The organism is uncultured Altibacter sp. (genome assembly GCF_963972995.1).
GTDB lineage: Bacteria > Bacteroidota > Bacteroidia > Flavobacteriales > Flavobacteriaceae > Altibacter.
Genome location: NZ_CAXAXI010000002.1, coordinates 147,504 through 162,500, shown reverse-complemented (window position 1 = coordinate 162,500; position 14,997 = coordinate 147,504). Strand labels below are relative to the sequence as shown.

The 14,997-nt window shown below is 40.0% G+C and carries 17 protein-coding genes; 5 read left to right on the top strand and 12 right to left on the bottom strand.

What is annotated here, in order from left to right; translation table 11 throughout:
- The coding region (locus AACZ11_RS01750; RefSeq protein ID WP_339831293.1) for a choice-of-anchor L domain-containing protein at nucleotides 1-1,214 on the bottom strand (1,214 nt) is incomplete at its 3' end.
- A gap of 75 nt (nucleotides 1,215-1,289) precedes the next feature.
- On the opposite strand from AACZ11_RS01750, the gene AACZ11_RS01745 reads away from it, so the two are divergent.
- The 5 genes from AACZ11_RS01745 (at nucleotide 1,290) to AACZ11_RS01725 (ending at nucleotide 6,309) form a co-directional block, all read left to right on the top strand.
- A complete protein-coding gene (locus tag AACZ11_RS01745) occupies nucleotides 1,290-2,204 on the top strand; it encodes a NifU family protein (protein ID WP_290625740.1) in 915 nt (304 codons plus the stop codon).
- Nucleotides 2,205-2,305: 101 nt separating this feature from the next.
- On the top strand, nucleotides 2,306-2,506 hold the full coding sequence (locus AACZ11_RS01740) for a dodecin family protein (protein ID WP_290625739.1): 201 nt from the start codon (nucleotides 2,306-2,308) through the stop codon (nucleotides 2,504-2,506).
- A 144-nt stretch (nucleotides 2,507-2,650) separates the two neighbouring features.
- Nucleotides 2,651-4,693, top strand: coding sequence for a thioredoxin domain-containing protein (locus tag AACZ11_RS01735; protein WP_339831290.1), 2,043 nt, complete (start codon nucleotides 2,651-2,653; stop codon nucleotides 4,691-4,693).
- A gap of 7 nt (nucleotides 4,694-4,700) precedes the next feature.
- Nucleotides 4,701-5,537 carry a mechanosensitive ion channel domain-containing protein gene (locus AACZ11_RS01730; protein WP_290625737.1) on the top strand — a complete coding sequence of 279 codons (837 nt, stop codon included), beginning with the start codon at nucleotides 4,701-4,703 and terminating at the stop codon, nucleotides 5,535-5,537.
- 76 nt (nucleotides 5,538-5,613) lie between these two features.
- Entirely contained in the window at nucleotides 5,614-6,309 is a 696-nt protein-coding gene (locus AACZ11_RS01725) for a hypothetical protein (protein ID WP_290625736.1), read from the top strand.
- 5 nt (nucleotides 6,310-6,314) lie between these two features.
- Here AACZ11_RS01725 and tsaB read toward each other — a convergent pair whose 3' ends face one another.
- The 11 genes from tsaB to cyoE all read right to left on the bottom strand — a co-directional run bounded on the left by tsaB (nucleotide 6,315) and on the right by cyoE (nucleotide 14,854).
- A complete protein-coding gene (gene tsaB / locus AACZ11_RS01720) occupies nucleotides 6,315-6,974 on the bottom strand; it encodes a tRNA (adenosine(37)-N6)-threonylcarbamoyltransferase complex dimerization subunit type 1 TsaB (protein ID WP_290625735.1) in 660 nt (219 codons plus the stop codon).
- On the bottom strand, nucleotides 6,974-8,263 hold the full coding sequence (locus tag AACZ11_RS01715; RefSeq protein WP_290625734.1) for an efflux RND transporter periplasmic adaptor subunit: 1,290 nt from the start codon (nucleotides 8,261-8,263) through the stop codon (nucleotides 6,974-6,976). Before AACZ11_RS01715 ends, tsaB begins: the two co-directional genes overlap by 1 nt.
- Nucleotides 8,264-8,265: 2 nt before the next feature.
- A complete protein-coding gene (locus AACZ11_RS01710) occupies nucleotides 8,266-9,597 on the bottom strand; it encodes a TolC family protein (protein ID WP_290625733.1) in 1,332 nt (443 codons plus the stop codon).
- Nucleotides 9,598-9,689: 92 nt separating this feature from the next.
- The gene (locus AACZ11_RS01705) at nucleotides 9,690-9,917 is read right to left on the bottom strand and encodes a hypothetical protein (RefSeq protein WP_290625732.1); all 228 of its coding nucleotides are present in this window, start codon (nucleotides 9,915-9,917) and stop codon (nucleotides 9,690-9,692) included.
- Nucleotides 9,918-9,923: 6 nt separating this feature from the next.
- Nucleotides 9,924-10,454 (bottom strand): DUF420 domain-containing protein, encoded by a 531-nt coding sequence (locus AACZ11_RS01700; RefSeq protein ID WP_290625731.1) that lies wholly within the window; start codon nucleotides 10,452-10,454, stop codon nucleotides 9,924-9,926.
- A 1-nt stretch (nucleotide 10,455) separates the two neighbouring features.
- Nucleotides 10,456-11,076 carry an SCO family protein gene (locus AACZ11_RS01695; RefSeq protein ID WP_290625730.1) on the bottom strand — a complete coding sequence of 207 codons (621 nt, stop codon included), beginning with the start codon at nucleotides 11,074-11,076 and terminating at the stop codon, nucleotides 10,456-10,458.
- Between the two features lie 5 nt (nucleotides 11,077-11,081).
- The gene (locus AACZ11_RS01690; protein ID WP_290625729.1) at nucleotides 11,082-11,726 is read right to left on the bottom strand and encodes a hypothetical protein; all 645 of its coding nucleotides are present in this window, start codon (nucleotides 11,724-11,726) and stop codon (nucleotides 11,082-11,084) included.
- A 135-nt stretch (nucleotides 11,727-11,861) separates the two neighbouring features.
- Complete coding sequence (locus AACZ11_RS01685) at nucleotides 11,862-12,245, bottom strand: cytochrome C oxidase subunit IV family protein (RefSeq protein ID WP_290625728.1); 384 nt, start codon at nucleotides 12,243-12,245, stop codon at nucleotides 11,862-11,864.
- An 18-nt stretch (nucleotides 12,246-12,263) separates the two neighbouring features.
- The gene (locus tag AACZ11_RS01680; RefSeq protein WP_290625727.1) at nucleotides 12,264-13,244 is read right to left on the bottom strand and encodes a cytochrome c oxidase subunit 3; all 981 of its coding nucleotides are present in this window, start codon (nucleotides 13,242-13,244) and stop codon (nucleotides 12,264-12,266) included.
- A gap of 135 nt (nucleotides 13,245-13,379) precedes the next feature.
- Nucleotides 13,380-13,961 carry a cytochrome c oxidase subunit 3 gene (locus AACZ11_RS01675; protein WP_290625726.1) on the bottom strand — a complete coding sequence of 194 codons (582 nt, stop codon included), beginning with the start codon at nucleotides 13,959-13,961 and terminating at the stop codon, nucleotides 13,380-13,382.
- Nucleotides 13,961-14,854 (bottom strand): heme o synthase, encoded by an 894-nt coding sequence (gene cyoE / locus AACZ11_RS01670; RefSeq protein WP_290625725.1) that lies wholly within the window; start codon nucleotides 14,852-14,854, stop codon nucleotides 13,961-13,963. Before cyoE ends, AACZ11_RS01675 begins: the two co-directional genes overlap by 1 nt.
- Nucleotides 14,855-14,997 lie beyond the last annotated feature (143 nt).

Genomic DNA, 14,997 nt, shown 5'->3' with positions numbered 1-14,997 from the left:
TTGTCATCATCACAAACTACCAAAGGGTCCGGCATTGGATTGACAACAGGAGGTGGCACAAATTCAATATACACATCACCTTCAGAAGTACAGACTCCGGCGAAATCTACGATAAGTTTGTATCGTCCTGTAGTTGTAACGGTTAAGTTTGGAGATGTTTCAGCAGGTACAAAAGGCACAAAAATACCTGAACCTAAAGGGTTCTCATATTGCCACTCATAGGTAGTACCCGGAGGGGCTGTGATATTAGGCACAATAGTGTATGACTCTCCAATACATCGAGCTGTACCATCGCTAGCGGTGAGATCCAAACCTAGATCTACGCTTCCAATATCAAAAGATCCTGCTCTGAAGAATACCGCTGAATCAAAACTGGAATCACCCCGATCTGCAATCACCATCTTGAGTTCATAGGTTTGCCCCGGTGTTAAGGTTGCTTGCGCTGTTAGAGAAGTAGTATAACCATCGAATGAAATTTCATTTAAGTTATTGGCACCTGAATTACTTACATAAAACTGAGGGAAAAAATTGACATCCGGAATTTCAGTGCCACACATAAAGGTATCTGCGTGAATTGACAGTGTGCTCACAGGAACATTCATAGACCCGGGAACTGCGGCAATATTGGTTCCCCCGTAGGGAGTTCCCGAGTCGTCCGGAATTCCGGGTCCTCTTAATAAGAAGGCAAAACCATCACGAAACTGACTGTCACATTCAAAATCATCTTCATACTCTTCAGAAGCAAAAATAAAATCAAAGGATACATTCGGTATAACCGGGACAAAGGTGAATTGGAACACCGTAGCGTTATTTGTACCAACATTGTCCCCACTTTGATTGTCCAATATAATCTTTAAATCGTTGTCGCCTAACCATCCTGCCCCTGTTCCCGTGGTACCGCTGGCATTATTAGGACCTTCGGCATCTACCGCATGTCCCGTAGAAAGTATAATACCTTCAGCAAAAGGAAAGGTAGTTCCAGCTGCATTGAAATATCCCCAACTTCTATCATTGATATTGGTAACTCCGCCAGGGTTCTCCTGTAAAAAGGTCATATTTGCCTGCACACAGCTTCCTCCGCCTATAAGTACATTGGTGATCAATTCTTCAGCTGTAAAAGAAGTTTGAGGAGCTGCAGGGTCATTTACTACAATAGATTGAGAAAAGCACACTGCGGAAAATGCTAGTATGAGGGGGAGTAAAATTTTCTTCATAAAGTAGGTGTTAAGACGTCAAATATATTGATTACATTGATTTTCTTTTTATATTTTTGCAAAAAATGCTATTAAATGTCTGATTTTAACATTCATATACAACCCACAAATAATGAAAATATTGTAAAATTTGTAGCCAATTCCTTTTTAACACAGGCAACTAGCTACGAATTTAAGAATATTGATGAAGCATCGGCAAGTCCGTTAGCTCAGCAATTATTCTATCTTCCCTTTGTGAAGACTGTGTATATCTCACAAAATTTTATCGCAATTGAAAAATACAATATCGTAACGTGGAGCGATGTAGAAAATGAGGTTTCTCAGGCTATTAGTGACTACTTAAATTCGGGTAAAGCGGTGATTGTAGAATCCAACACACCTAAAAAGGTTCCGGTCACTATCTATGCGGAAAGTACGCCAAATCCTTCGGTCATGAAATTTGTAGCCAATAAGCCTTTGGTAACCGGCACTTTTGAATTTAAGAATATCGATGAAGCGATCCATGCGCCCCTTGCTAAGGAATTGTTCAGTTTTCCATTTGTAAAGGAAATATTCCTTAGTGCGAATTATGTTTCTGTAATGAAATACAATGTTGCTGAATGGCAAGAAGTATCTATGGAAATTCGCGAGTTTATCCGAAACTATATTGAAAGCGACAAACCTGTACTTTTGGATGCTATGCTTCAGAAGGAAAAAAATGCGTCCGTGACATCTTCCGAAGTAACCAAAGACACAAACGAGAATTACTCTGATATCGACAAAGAGATCATCGCCATCCTGGATGAATATGTACGCCCAGCTGTAGCCAGTGACGGAGGTCATATTGCGTTCGAATCTTTCGACGAAGAAACCAAAACGGTTCGTGTCCTGTTACAAGGAGCCTGCAGCGGTTGTCCTTCTTCGACAATTACGCTCAAGAATGGTATTGAAACCATGCTTAGTGAGATGCTACAAGGGCGTGTTGCTAGAGTAGAGGCGATCAACGGATAACCGTTAGGTTTTCTCCTTACAACCCTAGGTTTTAACGATATTTTGAGAACTTTTGGTTCTTAAAATCGTATTTTAGAGACCTAATAGATAAAACTAATATTATGGCTGTACTAAAAGTTATTGAAGTATTGGCAAACTCCAATGAGAGTTGGGAAGATGCTGCCAGAAATGCAGTGAAACATGCTGCTAAGAGCGTAAAGAATATTCGGTCAGTCTATGTGCACGAACAAAGTGCCATGGTCAATAACAATGATATTACCGAGTTCCGCGTGAATGTGAAAATCACCTTCGAAGTCAATTAATTTATAAGACTTTATACATGAATACGCTTTTGATGATCAAAAGCGTATTTTTATTTCTTTATTTCTCAATCTATGCGCCATCTTTTTCCCGTAGCCCTTATTTCGCTTTTCTTTTTATCGTGTAATTCTTCAAATAAAAAATCTTTGGAAACCCATCAATATACCAATGAACTTATAAACGAGACCAGTCCTTATTTGCTTCAACACGCCCACAATCCTGTTAACTGGCGCGGTTGGAACGAAAAAACACTTGAAAAAGCCAAGCAAGAGAACAAGCTGATGATAATAAGTGTTGGGTATGCGGCTTGTCATTGGTGCCATGTGATGGAACGTGAGAGTTTTGAGGATTCTACCGTTGCAGCCGTTATGAACCAACATTTTATTTCAGTGAAGGTGGATCGTGAGGAGCGTCCCGATGTAGACCAGATCTACATCAATGCGGTACAACTTATGACCGGAAGTGCCGGTTGGCCTTTGAATGTGATCACATTGCCCGATGGTCGTCCCGTTTGGGGAGGTACCTATTTTAAAAAAGAAGAGTGGATTGCCGCCATCAATAAAATACAAGAGATCTACGAACAGGAACCTGCGAAGCTCGAGGAATATGCCGCTAAATTGGAAGAAGGCATAAAGAGCATGGACCTTGTCACATTTAACAACGAAGCTGTCGATTTCAAGCATTATGACACAAACAACATAATCGAAAAATGGTCTACCAGCTTTGACCACAGATATGGTGGATACAAAAGAGCGCCAAAGTTCATGATGCCCAATAATTACCATTATTTATTGCGTGAAGCCTTACAAGCCGAAAATGCCGAATTATTAGATTTTGTGACCCTAACCCTGGATCAGATGGCCTATGGAGGCATTTATGACCAAATAGGGGGCGGTTTCTCGCGTTACAGTGTGGACGAGCGCTGGCATGTACCACATTTTGAAAAAATGCTATACGATAACGCGCAAATGGTAAGTCTGTACAGCGATGCCTATTTGGCTACCAACAAAGAACTTTATAAGGAGGTCGTTCTTGAAACGCTCGATTACATACAGCGCGAGATGACGACTGCCGAAGGTGCCTTTTATTCGTCTTTGGACGCCGATAGTGAAACAGCTACGGGGGAATTGGAAGAGGGCGCATATTATATTTATACGCAGGAGGAGCTGAAACCACTGTTAAAGGGAGATTTTGAACTTTTTAGCAATTATTACAACATCAATAGCTTCGGAAAATGGGAAGGTGATCATTATATATTGCTTCGGAGTGAGGATGATGCTTCGTTTGCCTCAAAATACGGACTTACGACTGAAGCATTTCAGAAAAAGAAAGACACATGGAAACGGACACTTTCCCAATTCCGAAACAAACGTCCAAAACCCAGACTGGACGATAAAACACTTACTTCTTGGAATGGATTGATGTTAACGGCCTATGTAGATGCCTATAAAGCTTTTCAAAAAGAAGACTATTTAGAAGCTGCCCTAAAAAATGCCCGATTTATTGCTGCTTCCCAATTACAACCCAGCGGAGCGTTATACCACACCTATAAAGATGGCAAAAGCAGCATTAATGGTTATTTGGAAGACTACGCGGCGGTGATAGAAGGATTTATCGCATTGTATGAGGTGACTATGGACGCTACTTGGTTAGAACGGTCGAAGATTATGGCAGATTATACCTTTTCACATTTCTTTGATGAAGAAAAGCACATGTTCTATTTTACTTCAAAAGAAGATGCTAAACTTATGACACGCACTTTTGAGTATCGAGATAATGTGATCCCGGCCTCTAATTCGATTATGGCCAAGAACCTCTTTAAATTGTCGCATTATTATAATGTGCCGAAGTACGGAGAGACCAGCAAACAAATGTTGAAAAACGTCCTTCCTGAATTGGAACAATACCCTTCAGGGTTTTCCAATTGGATGGATCTGCTGAAGAATTATCAATCGAAATATTTTGAAGTAGTTGTTGTGGGGCCCGAAGCTAAACAACGAATAGAAACACTTACTGCGTATTACATCCCTAATATGCTTATTGCCGGAAGCACTACACAGCAAGATGATTATCTTTTAGAAGGACGCTTTGTTGAAGGTGAAACCTATATTTATGTATGTGTTAACAACACGTGTAAATTACCGGTGAAAGAAGTAGAAAAAGCAATTGAAACAATTAAAAAATTTTAAATACCCTATGGAGAAATTCAAAGATATAGATACTTACATTCAAGAATACGGAGAAAAACTTATTGACTTTTTACCTACTCTAATTGGTGCCGTTTTATTGTTGCTTGTTGGATTATGGGTAATAAAATTTATCAATCGCCTTGTAAACAAATTCTTTGAGAAGAAGGAATTTGATGTTACGTTAGAGCGATTCGCGGCCAACCTAATCAATTGGGGACTCAAAATTGTGCTGTTCGTCTTGGTAATAACACAGCTGGGTGTGGAGTCTGCAAGCCTGGTAGCTATCATTGGTGCTGCCGGATTGGCTATTGGTCTTGCGTTGCAAGGTTCATTAGCTAACTTTGCCGGGGGTGTGCTCATCCTACTATTGAAGCCTTTTAAAGTAGGTGATTTTATTAAAGGTCAAGGTGTGGAAGGCACTGTAAAGACTATTTCTATTTTCAATACGCACTTAACAACGTTTGGAAATCAGTTAGCTATAATTCCCAACGGAAAATTGTCTAACGATACGATCATCAATTACACCGAAGAAGGTATTCGTCGTGAGGCGATCACCTTTGGCATTGGGTACGACAGTGACATTAAGCAAGCCAAGGACATTTTATTAGAACTGGTCATGGAGCAGGAAACAGTATTAAAACTAGAAGACAAGATGCCTATGGTAGTGGTTTCAGAATTAGCGGACAGCTCCGTGAACCTATCGGTACGATATTGGGCGAAGAATGAAGACTTTTGGAATTTGCGTTGGCATATTCTTGAAGAAGGAAAGGCGCGGGTAGAAGCTGCAGGTATCGTGATCCCGTTTCCGCAAAGAGACGTACATCTATACAATATACAAGACTAATAAGTAAATTTTAATTAACTTTGCATCCATACTATTTGAAACTTAATAATACCCCTTTCTTAAATAAAATTATACAATGGTCTATAGACTCCTTACCTTTTTATTTGTCCTAGCTTTAAGCGCTAATGTATATTCTCAAAACCTTGAAACGGATGTCCTATATAGAATACTTGACAAAGCAATTGACACTCAAGAAGGATTAACAGAAGCACAAATAAATAGTATGAGTGGTTCGCCTTATGCAAATGACACATTTTTAACAGGCACGGTATATTACGATGGAAAGGTAGCAGCAGAGAATGTACTTTTGAGGTATAATGCCTCTTCAGATCAAATTGAGATTAAAAATCCAAAAGTTAGCATTGATCGATTTGGAGCATTACTCAAGAATCCTAGTATATCTGCCTCGATATTTAATGAAAAGTATGTTTTTGTTCCTGCGCAGGGAGATATTTCAGAGAGATATTACAAAGTATTATATTCCGGTCCAGATTATAAGCTCTATAAAAAGACCACAGTAGAGTACATTCCTTCGCAAGTTGCCAGAACTAGTTATGAGAAAAATGAACCGGCTAAGTTTGAGCAGGCCCATACTTATTATTTAGTATCATCAAATATGACTTTTACCGAACTTGGCAACAGCAAGTCGAAAATTCTTTCGGCTTTAAGTGATAAGAAAATGGAGATCAAGAGTTACTTTAAAAAATACAAGCCGGATACCAGGAATGATTCAGATCTAGCAAACCTTATCTTATACTACGATACGCTTTAATAAAATCATCCCCCTACATAATCCTTTAAATAATACGGTTCAAAGTAAGCGACATCCTCGATGTCGTTTTTTTTGAACTTCGCTTCGGCTAGCGAAGCCATTTGAATTGCTGAAGGTAGCGTTTCTTCCATAAAGACGGCATTGGGATGGTCACAGATTGCGCTAAACTTTGATACCCCGTTACCTAAAAAAACAGTGGTGCCTTTTTCAAGATATTCAATAAATGAAGCAGGAGTAAGTATCTCTGCTTTGGTCCCTCTAATTTCGGAAGTGCCTTCAAATACCGAAGCATACACTTCCATACGCCTTGCATCCAATAAAGGAATAAAAAACCGCGCCTTTGATTCGTTTGCCTGCATTGCCAGAGATCGCAAGGTTGCCACAGAGATCAAGGGAATGTCCAATGACATACACAGTCCTTTAGCCGCAGACACCCCAATCCGTAAACCGGTATACGATCCGGGACCTTTACTTACGGCAATGGCATCAAGCATATTTTTTTCAATGCCTGCTTCAGAAAGCACGGCTTCAATAAAAGGATGCAGCTTTTCAGCATGAGAATAACCCCCTTTCAAATCCTCTTGTAATGCAATAACGCTTCCATTAACTGAAAGCGCTACTGAACAATTCGTGGTGGAAGTTTCAAGACATAAAATGGTAGCCATTAGTTCTCTTCGCTTTCCGTTTCTAATTTGGCCGGTGCGGCCACCTCAATCTTGTCTCCTGATTTAAGTGTTTTTGTAACCGTGTTATACGGTCCTGTTATAACCACATCGTCTTTTGATAATCCTGAGGTGATCTCGATATTGGAATCGTCCTGTATCCCGGTTGTTACCACACGTAATTTAGCCTCGTCCCCGTTCTTGACATAGACACATTCAAATTTTTCAGTATTTACAGCAGTGGTTTCACTCACGGCCGGTTTTTTTACATCGGTGGTATCATTCTTAATCACAATAGCACTAATAGGCACCCCAATTACATTTTGCTTCTTATTGGTAATTATATCTACCGTAGCAGTCATCCCGGGACGGAATGGAGAATAGTATTCGGGTTTTCCTTCGGTTAGATCTTTATACGAATCTGCAAGTATTCGAACTTTCACTTTAAAGTTGGTTACTTGGTCTGCAGACAGAGTGCTTTGTGCAGAGTTCGCAATCTCGGTAACGATCCCCTTGAACTCACGCTTCAAGTATGCATCAACTTCTACAATTGTAGAATCTCCCAAGGAAACCTTTACAATATCATTCTCATTCACGTCTACTTCCACTTCCATATTATCTAAGTTGGCAACCCGAACAATTTCGGTACCCGCCATTTGAGCGGTTCCTACAACGCGCTCACCTAGTTCCACAGATAGTTTTGAAATGGTTCCATCCATGGGTGCGAATATAGACGTACGAGATAAGTTGTCTCTCGACTGCTTAACATTTGCTGCTGCACTTTGAACATTGTAATAAGCCGATTGCTTATTCGCTTGCGCCACCTCATAATCGGCTACAGAACGGTCCCATTCCGATTTAGAGATTACGCCTTTTTCGAATAAGGTCTTATTCCGATTGTAATTGAGTTCGGCGTTTCGCAAACTAGCTTCTGCCTGAGACAATTGCGCTCGTACATTTTGTAATCCGGCCTGAGATTGGCTCAACGCAGATTGGATAAGGTCTGGATTGATCTTTACTAAAAGATCACCCTTCTTTACCTGCTGTCCTTCTTTAATGGGCAGTTCGATGATCTCTCCAGACACTTCAGAAGATAACATCACCTCTACTTCTGGTTGTATTTTTCCGGTTGCCGCAACGGTTTCAATAATATCAAGCGGCTCGATCTTTGTGATCTCAACTTCTTTAACATTGCCACTTTTACCAAACCAGCCGGCCTTTTTACCGACAATAAGTAATACAATGAGCACTGCTATTACTGAAACAATAATGATAAGTGTCTTTCTCTTCATAATTAGAACTTTAATTCGGTTGCAGGTACTCCAAAATACAATTCGAGTACTTTCAATTTAAATATATAATCGTACTTCGCTCGATTCACTTCAATTTGTGCATTATCGTAACGTAACTTAGATTGACTAAAATCAAATGCATTGGTCAATCCCACATCATAGCGATCTCTTGCATACTGATAGGCCAATTCCTGAGATTCTAATGCTGCCTTGGCTGCCTCATAAGATTTTAAGGCTCCTTTTGCATCGACATACGCTTGGTAGACATTGGATTCCAGATCGAGTTCTGCTTGTTCCAACTGAAACTTGCTACGTTGTAAATTAATTTTATTTCGCTGCACATTTCCACGAACCGACAATCCGTTTAAAATAGGAACATTAAGTTGTAACCCATAGCCTATACCATCGTTCAAGTACAGTTGCTCTGTAAAATCACGCTCTAAGGGGTCATTGTCTGCATATCGCGTATTGTATCCAAAAAAGGCTGAAAGGGTTGGATAATAAGCGCCGCGAGCTAACTGAAGGTCCTTCTCGGCCAATTCCACGTTTTTCTCAGCGATCTTTACTTCGGCTCGATTCTCCTTCGCAGATGTGATGATGGTTGTCACATCCTGAGCTGAAATTCCTTCGTCTATTATGGTAAAATCTTCATCTGCGATATCGAAGTTCTGATAGTCCTCTACCAATAATAATTGAGCAAGATTAATTTTTGAAATAGTAAGTGCATTTTCGGCAATGGCGATTTGCTGTAATTCGCTCGCGTAGGTCGCCTGTATCTCCAGCAGATCGCCTCGCGGAAGCACACCTCCATCAACAAGATCGTTGGTGCGTTCTATTTGAGATACGGTTACTTGGTTTTGTGCCTTTACAACTTCCAAATTGGCTTTGTTCAAAAGTATCTGCAAATAGGCATTGGCCACAAACAATGCGATATCATCCTGCATTTTTGTAAGCCTGTACTGACTTGCTAAAGCTGAAAGTTTCGCACGTTGTACCTGTCTAATATTACGAAGTCCGTCGAACAGGGTGTATCCCGCATTTACAGAACCCGAGGCCGATAAGAATGTGGTACTCTCTAATTCGTTGTTCGTGGGGTTCAAACTCAATCCCGTGTTTTTCGAAACCGAACCATTGGCATTGATGGACGGTAAGAAATTACCTATTGCATCTTGTTTTTCAACATCGGTTAAGGCAACATCAAGAAGACTTTGTTTTACGGATATATTATTTTCAAGAGCGTGAAGTACACATTCTTTCAGCGTCCAGTTCTTCTCTTGAGCGAAGTTGGAAACTCCCAAACAGAGGAAAAAGAATAAGGCTATACGATTCTTCATAAAGTTGGTAATTGCTAATTTGTCTAGTGAATGACCAATGTGTTACAAAGTTGACAAAAATAATCTTTTCACACCTAAAGACGGAAGAAGAATTACGCTTCGGTCTTTGCTTTTTGTCTGCTGCGGTAAATTACATACCCAATACCTCCAATAAGCAAATAAGGAAATATCATTAAATAAACGATCCCATTATTAATCCCCTTGGCAGCTTGTCCACCTTCTTCACTTTCTAAGACAGCACGGCACATAGCACATTGAGCTTCGGCAGGGAGTGCCCACAGTATACATAACAATAACAAAAGAATGCTTACTCTGTTCATACAACTTTAATAATAAGGAGAGATCATAAGATACACAATAACACCGGTCACCGCCACGTAGAGCCAAAGTGGAAAGGTGATACGTGCAATCTTTTTATGTGAAAAAAAATTACCTGAGATCGCTCGCACATAAGTAATCAAAACAAAAGGAATTACCACAATCGACAATAGGATATGACTCAACAAAATAAAATAATACACATATCTTATGACACCTTCGCCGCCAAACGGTGTGGAATCTGATGTCATATGATAAGCAACGTACATTACCAAAAAAATAACCGAAAGGATTATACTGGTCTTCATGAGACGTTCGTGCGCAATTCTGTTGCCCCTTCTAATTTGGATCACGGCTGTCACTAACAAGATTGCGGTAAGCGCGTTGATAGATGCATATATAGGAGGCAGAAATCCTAACCTTTCAACGCCTGGAATTCTAATGGTAAACAATGCGGCCACTGCGAGAGGAATTGCTATGGATAGAATCCAGATCCACACAGTGTATTTTTTTGAAGTGCTTGTTGAAATTTGTGACATTCTACAATAGTTTTTTAATATCCTCAATGAGCATTTTTATACTGTCTTCTTCCAATCCGTCATAATATATAACTGGATTCCCGTTTTCGTCGATACGAGACCGTATCTTTCCCTCTTGGTCCACCAATGCAAAGAAACCGGAATGCTCAAAGCCTCCCTCAACATTTGGGGCCTCTCCCACGTACAGATTGAAACCTTCGTTGGCCAACTTAAAGATAGCGTCTTTCTCTCCTGTTAATAAATGCCAATTAGGATTCGTAATCCCGTAGCTTTCGGCGTATTCTTTTAATATTTGTGGTATGTCGTAAGTTGGATCTATACTGAAGGATGCAATGCCCAGATTTGGATTTCCGTAAAATTCATTTTGAATTTTCACCATATTACGATTCATGATAGGACATATCGACGGACACGTAGTAAAGAAGAACTCTACAATGTAAACCTTACCTTCATAATCTTCGTTAGTAATTGTTTTCCCGTTTTGGTCGGTAAAGCTAAAGGCAGGCACGTTGCCAATTACAGCCATATCGGGTTTGGAATAACGCCCTACGATCTTTGGAACAGCCCAAATTCCGAAGAGCAATATAACCAAGCTAATACCTACGTACGAGTAATTTTTCATAAGTGTTAAATCTTGCGATCTGCTTTGTACTTTTTCAACTCCAAACGATACTCTGCTAAAACTACTTTTATATCGTCACTCATTTTATTATTGATTTCGGCCACATCTCGCGCGTCAAATCCATATAACATTCCCACATCTTCATCATCATCCCGTCCGCGAAGCCCTCGGTCTTTATCTATAATAAAAACAAAAGGTGTGCTGTAATCGGGTCTAAGTACATGATCCGTCTTAAGGGAATCAAATACTTGCGCTATGGCATCGGTACTTCCAAAGACAAACTTCCAGTTGGTCATATCCGCCATTTCGTTTAATTTCTGCTGAAGTGCTTTTGCTTCGGTTTCGGTGCCTTTCTCTAGTAGAATGACCAGTTGAAAATCTTCAAACCCCTCGTTCTTCTTGTAGATCTTTTGGATAAGGTTGAAAGCATTTCCGTGTTTAGAGGTCACTTCCGTTCCGAAGAAACCCAAAACGGTAATGTGATTTTCCAATAAAACAGGATTCCCTTCCAAGGTTTGAAACTGTGTGAGCTCTGTTACTCCGGCCGTAAGTACAGGAAGTTTTGCAAAGTTATTGACCCCTGATGCAAAGAAAATGTATGCCGTTATGGGAAGTAAGAACAAAACCCCTAGAACCAAATACTTCTTCATTTTTCTGAGTCAATTTTTTGAATGGCAAAAATACGGCCTACTCAGTCTATTAGCAACCTTTCCAGGTTAATTTTTTTAAGTTTGGAGTATAAAAAAAGCCCTGATCAACAGGGCTTTTAAATTTTAATGTATGTTTTAGAAATCGAACTTAACGTAGTTGGATTTATATACATCGAAGATATAATCGCCTTCGATCAAGAGAATTAAAACAAGATAGCATATCAAGAAGATAGCTGTCCATACCACGGAACGGCGTAATGATTTCTTCTCATCACGCATGTGCATGAAATCCCATGTAATATAATAGGCTTTCACAATAGTAAGGATAATGAATACCCAGTTGAGCAATTTCATCGCCAAGAAGCGATTGTCGATAAGCACTTCGGGTTTAATGATCCCCAAGGCAACCTCAATGATAGTAACTACGGACAGGAATATGAATACACCCCAGATCTTTGCTACGTTAGACTTAAACTTTATAAGTCCTCTAAAAATTTCTAATTTATGTTCGTGTGCCATTTTTAACGAATTTGCTGCTTAAACAAGGTAAAAGAAGGTAAATACAAATACCCAAACCAAATCTACAAAGTGCCAATACAATCCAACTTTCTCAACCATTTCGTAACTTCCCCTACGTTCGTAGGTGCCAATCACTACATTGAAAAATATGATGATATTAATAAGAACTCCGGAGAATACGTGAAATCCGTGGAATCCTGTAATGAAGAAAAAGAAATCGGCAAAAAGAGGTGTCCCGTACTCGTTGTGTCTAAGGTTTGCTCCTTCTACCACTATCTTTCCGTCGTTCACAATTTTTGCAATAGACTCTTCCCTGCTCAAAACAGTAGGAAAACCATTTTCGTCCAAATACTGAGTGCGCACTAGAAGACTTTCGTCTGCCAAAAAGCCGGCCTTTACTTCTTCAAAGGTAAACGTTGTTTGAGTAGGTTCTGCCATGTACCAAACCCCGTTGCTTTCTTCATGAACATTTCGAGCCGTGGGTATTTTGGTTGCAAAATCGGCGATAGAGACACGTTCACCATCGGTATTCAAGAACTGAAGGATTTTACCTCCTTTGGTCTCAACAGCGCCATAATCTCCTTTGATGAAGGTTGCCCATTCCCATGCTTGTGATCCCACGAAAACTGCCCCTCCAATAATGGTAAGGAACAAATAAAGAATCACTTTATTTTGTTGCATTTTATGACCTGCATCTACCGCAAGCACCATGGTCACGGAAGAAAAGATAAGAATGAAGGTCATGAATGCTACATAGTACATTGGCGCATCTACACCGTGCAAGAAAGGGAAGTGAGTAAACACTTCGTCTGCGATAGGCCAAGAATCTATGAATTTGAAACGTGAAAAGCCGTAAGAGGCTAAGAATCCTGAAAACGTTAAGGCATCTGAAACGATGAAAAACCACATCATCATTTTTCCGTAACTGGCGTTCAATGGTTGGTTACCACCACCCCATGTTTTTCCTTCGGTACCTGTTTTAGCAACAGTAGCTTCCATACTGAGAATTTGGTGTTAAATAAAGCACAAAAATAGGTATTATTTTTATCTAACGAAACATCCACGTTCAATTTATCGAAATCCAACAGTTTTAGGACAACCCCCTCCTCTGCGATTCTCAAAAATTCCGGAAAATTATCGCACGAAATAGAAGAACAAAAACAGATAAATCCACAGAATATCAACGAAATGCCAAAAAGTGGCTGCCAGTTCAATTCCAAGGGTCTTTCCGCCCATGTACTTTAGTTTATAATGATTATAAATTACAACGAGTAACGCTATGAGGCCCATTGCGATATGAGCTAAGTGCATGAGCACCACCAAGTAAATAAAGGAGGTGGTAATGGTACTTTCACTTCCTGTAAAATAATACCCGTTCTCGATGATCTGTGAAAAACCCAAAAACTGTAACCAAACAAACCCTATTCCCAAAAGTAACGTACTAACCAGCATGAACATTGTCAAGGAATTCCTCTCTTTTTGAACGTTTATCTTCGCAACATGCATGGTTACACTACTTAATAGAATCACGACCAAACTAATATAAAAAGCATTGGGTATTTCAAAATCGGTCAACCAATCGGGACGCTCTTTACTTACCACATAGGCACTCGTCAAACCTGCGAAACTCATGGACAGGCTTATGATCCCAAACCACAACATCATCTTCTTTGCTCTCCGTATCTTCTTATCCTCGGTTCCTTCGGTGTAATCCATTATCTTAAAAATTTATCGAGTACGTAAATAATTTGTAATAGTGTAATATAGCTTACACTTATTAGCATGAGCTGTCGGGCTGCTTTCTCAGTCTTCAGTTTGTACAATCTTAAAGCGTAGTAGATGAACCCTACACCTAAAAGACCTATAAGTATTGCAGACACCGGTGTAATGTAAAGACTGCCTGTAACTCCTGCGGCTGGAATAAGCGAAGCCAAAACCGTCCAGATACTGTACAAAACTACTTGTATGGCGGTCCCACTATCCCTTCTTCCGTTGGGCAACATATAGAATCCCCCTTTTTTATAGTCCTCAAACAAGAACCATCCAATCGCCCAAAAATGAGGGAATTGCCAAAAAAACTGTATCATGAACAATGTCCCAGGCTCAATACCAAAATCGTTGGTAGCGGCTACCCAACCCAGCATAAAAGGAATGGCTCCGGGAAAGGCTCCCACAAATACCGAAAGAGGGGTCTTGGTTTTAAGGGGTGTATATAAACTCACATACATGAAGATGGAGATCGCTCCAAACATGGCGGTTTGCGGGTTTATAGTATACAGCACTGCAATACCTGTAATGGTAAGAACACTCGCTAGAACAAAGGCACTGGAAACGCGCATCCGGCCCGCTGGAATAGGACGATTCTTAGTACGTTCCATAAGGGCGTCCAAATCCTTTTCAATTATTTGATTGTATGCATTGGAAGCGCCCACCATACAATATCCGCCAATTACGAGCAAGAATAGCGTAAAGAAATCAATGGTTTCGGCGCCTAACAAATAGCCGGCTACGGAAGAGAAAACAACACTCACCGACAAGCGCACTTTTGTAATCTCGGTAAAGTTACTTATTAGCGATTTCGATACAGACTGTGAATGGGTTATAGCCACTTCTTCGTTTTTAGTGAAACACCCAAATTGATACCTAGATATTTCAGGCTGCAAAGATACACTACCCAACATTTTTCCACAATATATATTGCATATTGTTACCTCAATATTTCTAGTTTTTTTACTAATTTGCCGTGAATTAA

Excerpts from the sequence above, each read along its gene's own strand:
- AACZ11_RS01745 (WP_290625740.1), top strand. The coding sequence starts at position 1,290 with ATGTCTGATTTTAACATTCATATACAACCCACAAATAATGAAAATATT.
- AACZ11_RS01740 (WP_290625739.1), top strand. The coding sequence starts at position 2,306 with ATGGCTGTACTAAAAGTTATTGAAGTATTGGCAAACTCCAATGAGAGT.
- AACZ11_RS01730 (WP_290625737.1), top strand. The coding sequence starts at position 4,701 with ATGGAGAAATTCAAAGATATAGATACTTACATTCAAGAATACGGAGAA.
- AACZ11_RS01725 (WP_290625736.1), top strand. The coding sequence starts at position 5,614 with ATGGTCTATAGACTCCTTACCTTTTTATTTGTCCTAGCTTTAAGCGCT.
- tsaB (WP_290625735.1), bottom strand. The coding sequence starts at position 6,974 with ATGGCTACCATTTTATGTCTTGAAACTTCCACCACGAATTGTTCAGTA.
- AACZ11_RS01715 (WP_290625734.1), bottom strand. The coding sequence starts at position 8,263 with ATGAAGAGAAAGACACTTATCATTATTGTTTCAGTAATAGCAGTGCTC.
- AACZ11_RS01710 (WP_290625733.1), bottom strand. The coding sequence starts at position 9,597 with ATGAAGAATCGTATAGCCTTATTCTTTTTCCTCTGTTTGGGAGTTTCC.
- AACZ11_RS01705 (WP_290625732.1), bottom strand. The coding sequence starts at position 9,917 with ATGAACAGAGTAAGCATTCTTTTGTTATTGTTATGTATACTGTGGGCA.
- AACZ11_RS01700 (WP_290625731.1), bottom strand. The coding sequence starts at position 10,454 with ATGTCACAAATTTCAACAAGCACTTCAAAAAAATACACTGTGTGGATC.
- AACZ11_RS01695 (WP_290625730.1), bottom strand. The coding sequence starts at position 11,076 with ATGAAAAATTACTCGTACGTAGGTATTAGCTTGGTTATATTGCTCTTC.
- AACZ11_RS01690 (WP_290625729.1), bottom strand. The coding sequence starts at position 11,726 with ATGAAGAAGTATTTGGTTCTAGGGGTTTTGTTCTTACTTCCCATAACG.
- AACZ11_RS01685 (WP_290625728.1), bottom strand. The coding sequence starts at position 12,245 with ATGGCACACGAACATAAATTAGAAATTTTTAGAGGACTTATAAAGTTT.
- AACZ11_RS01680 (WP_290625727.1), bottom strand. The coding sequence starts at position 13,244 with ATGGAAGCTACTGTTGCTAAAACAGGTACCGAAGGAAAAACATGGGGT.
- AACZ11_RS01675 (WP_290625726.1), bottom strand. The coding sequence starts at position 13,961 with ATGGATTACACCGAAGGAACCGAGGATAAGAAGATACGGAGAGCAAAG.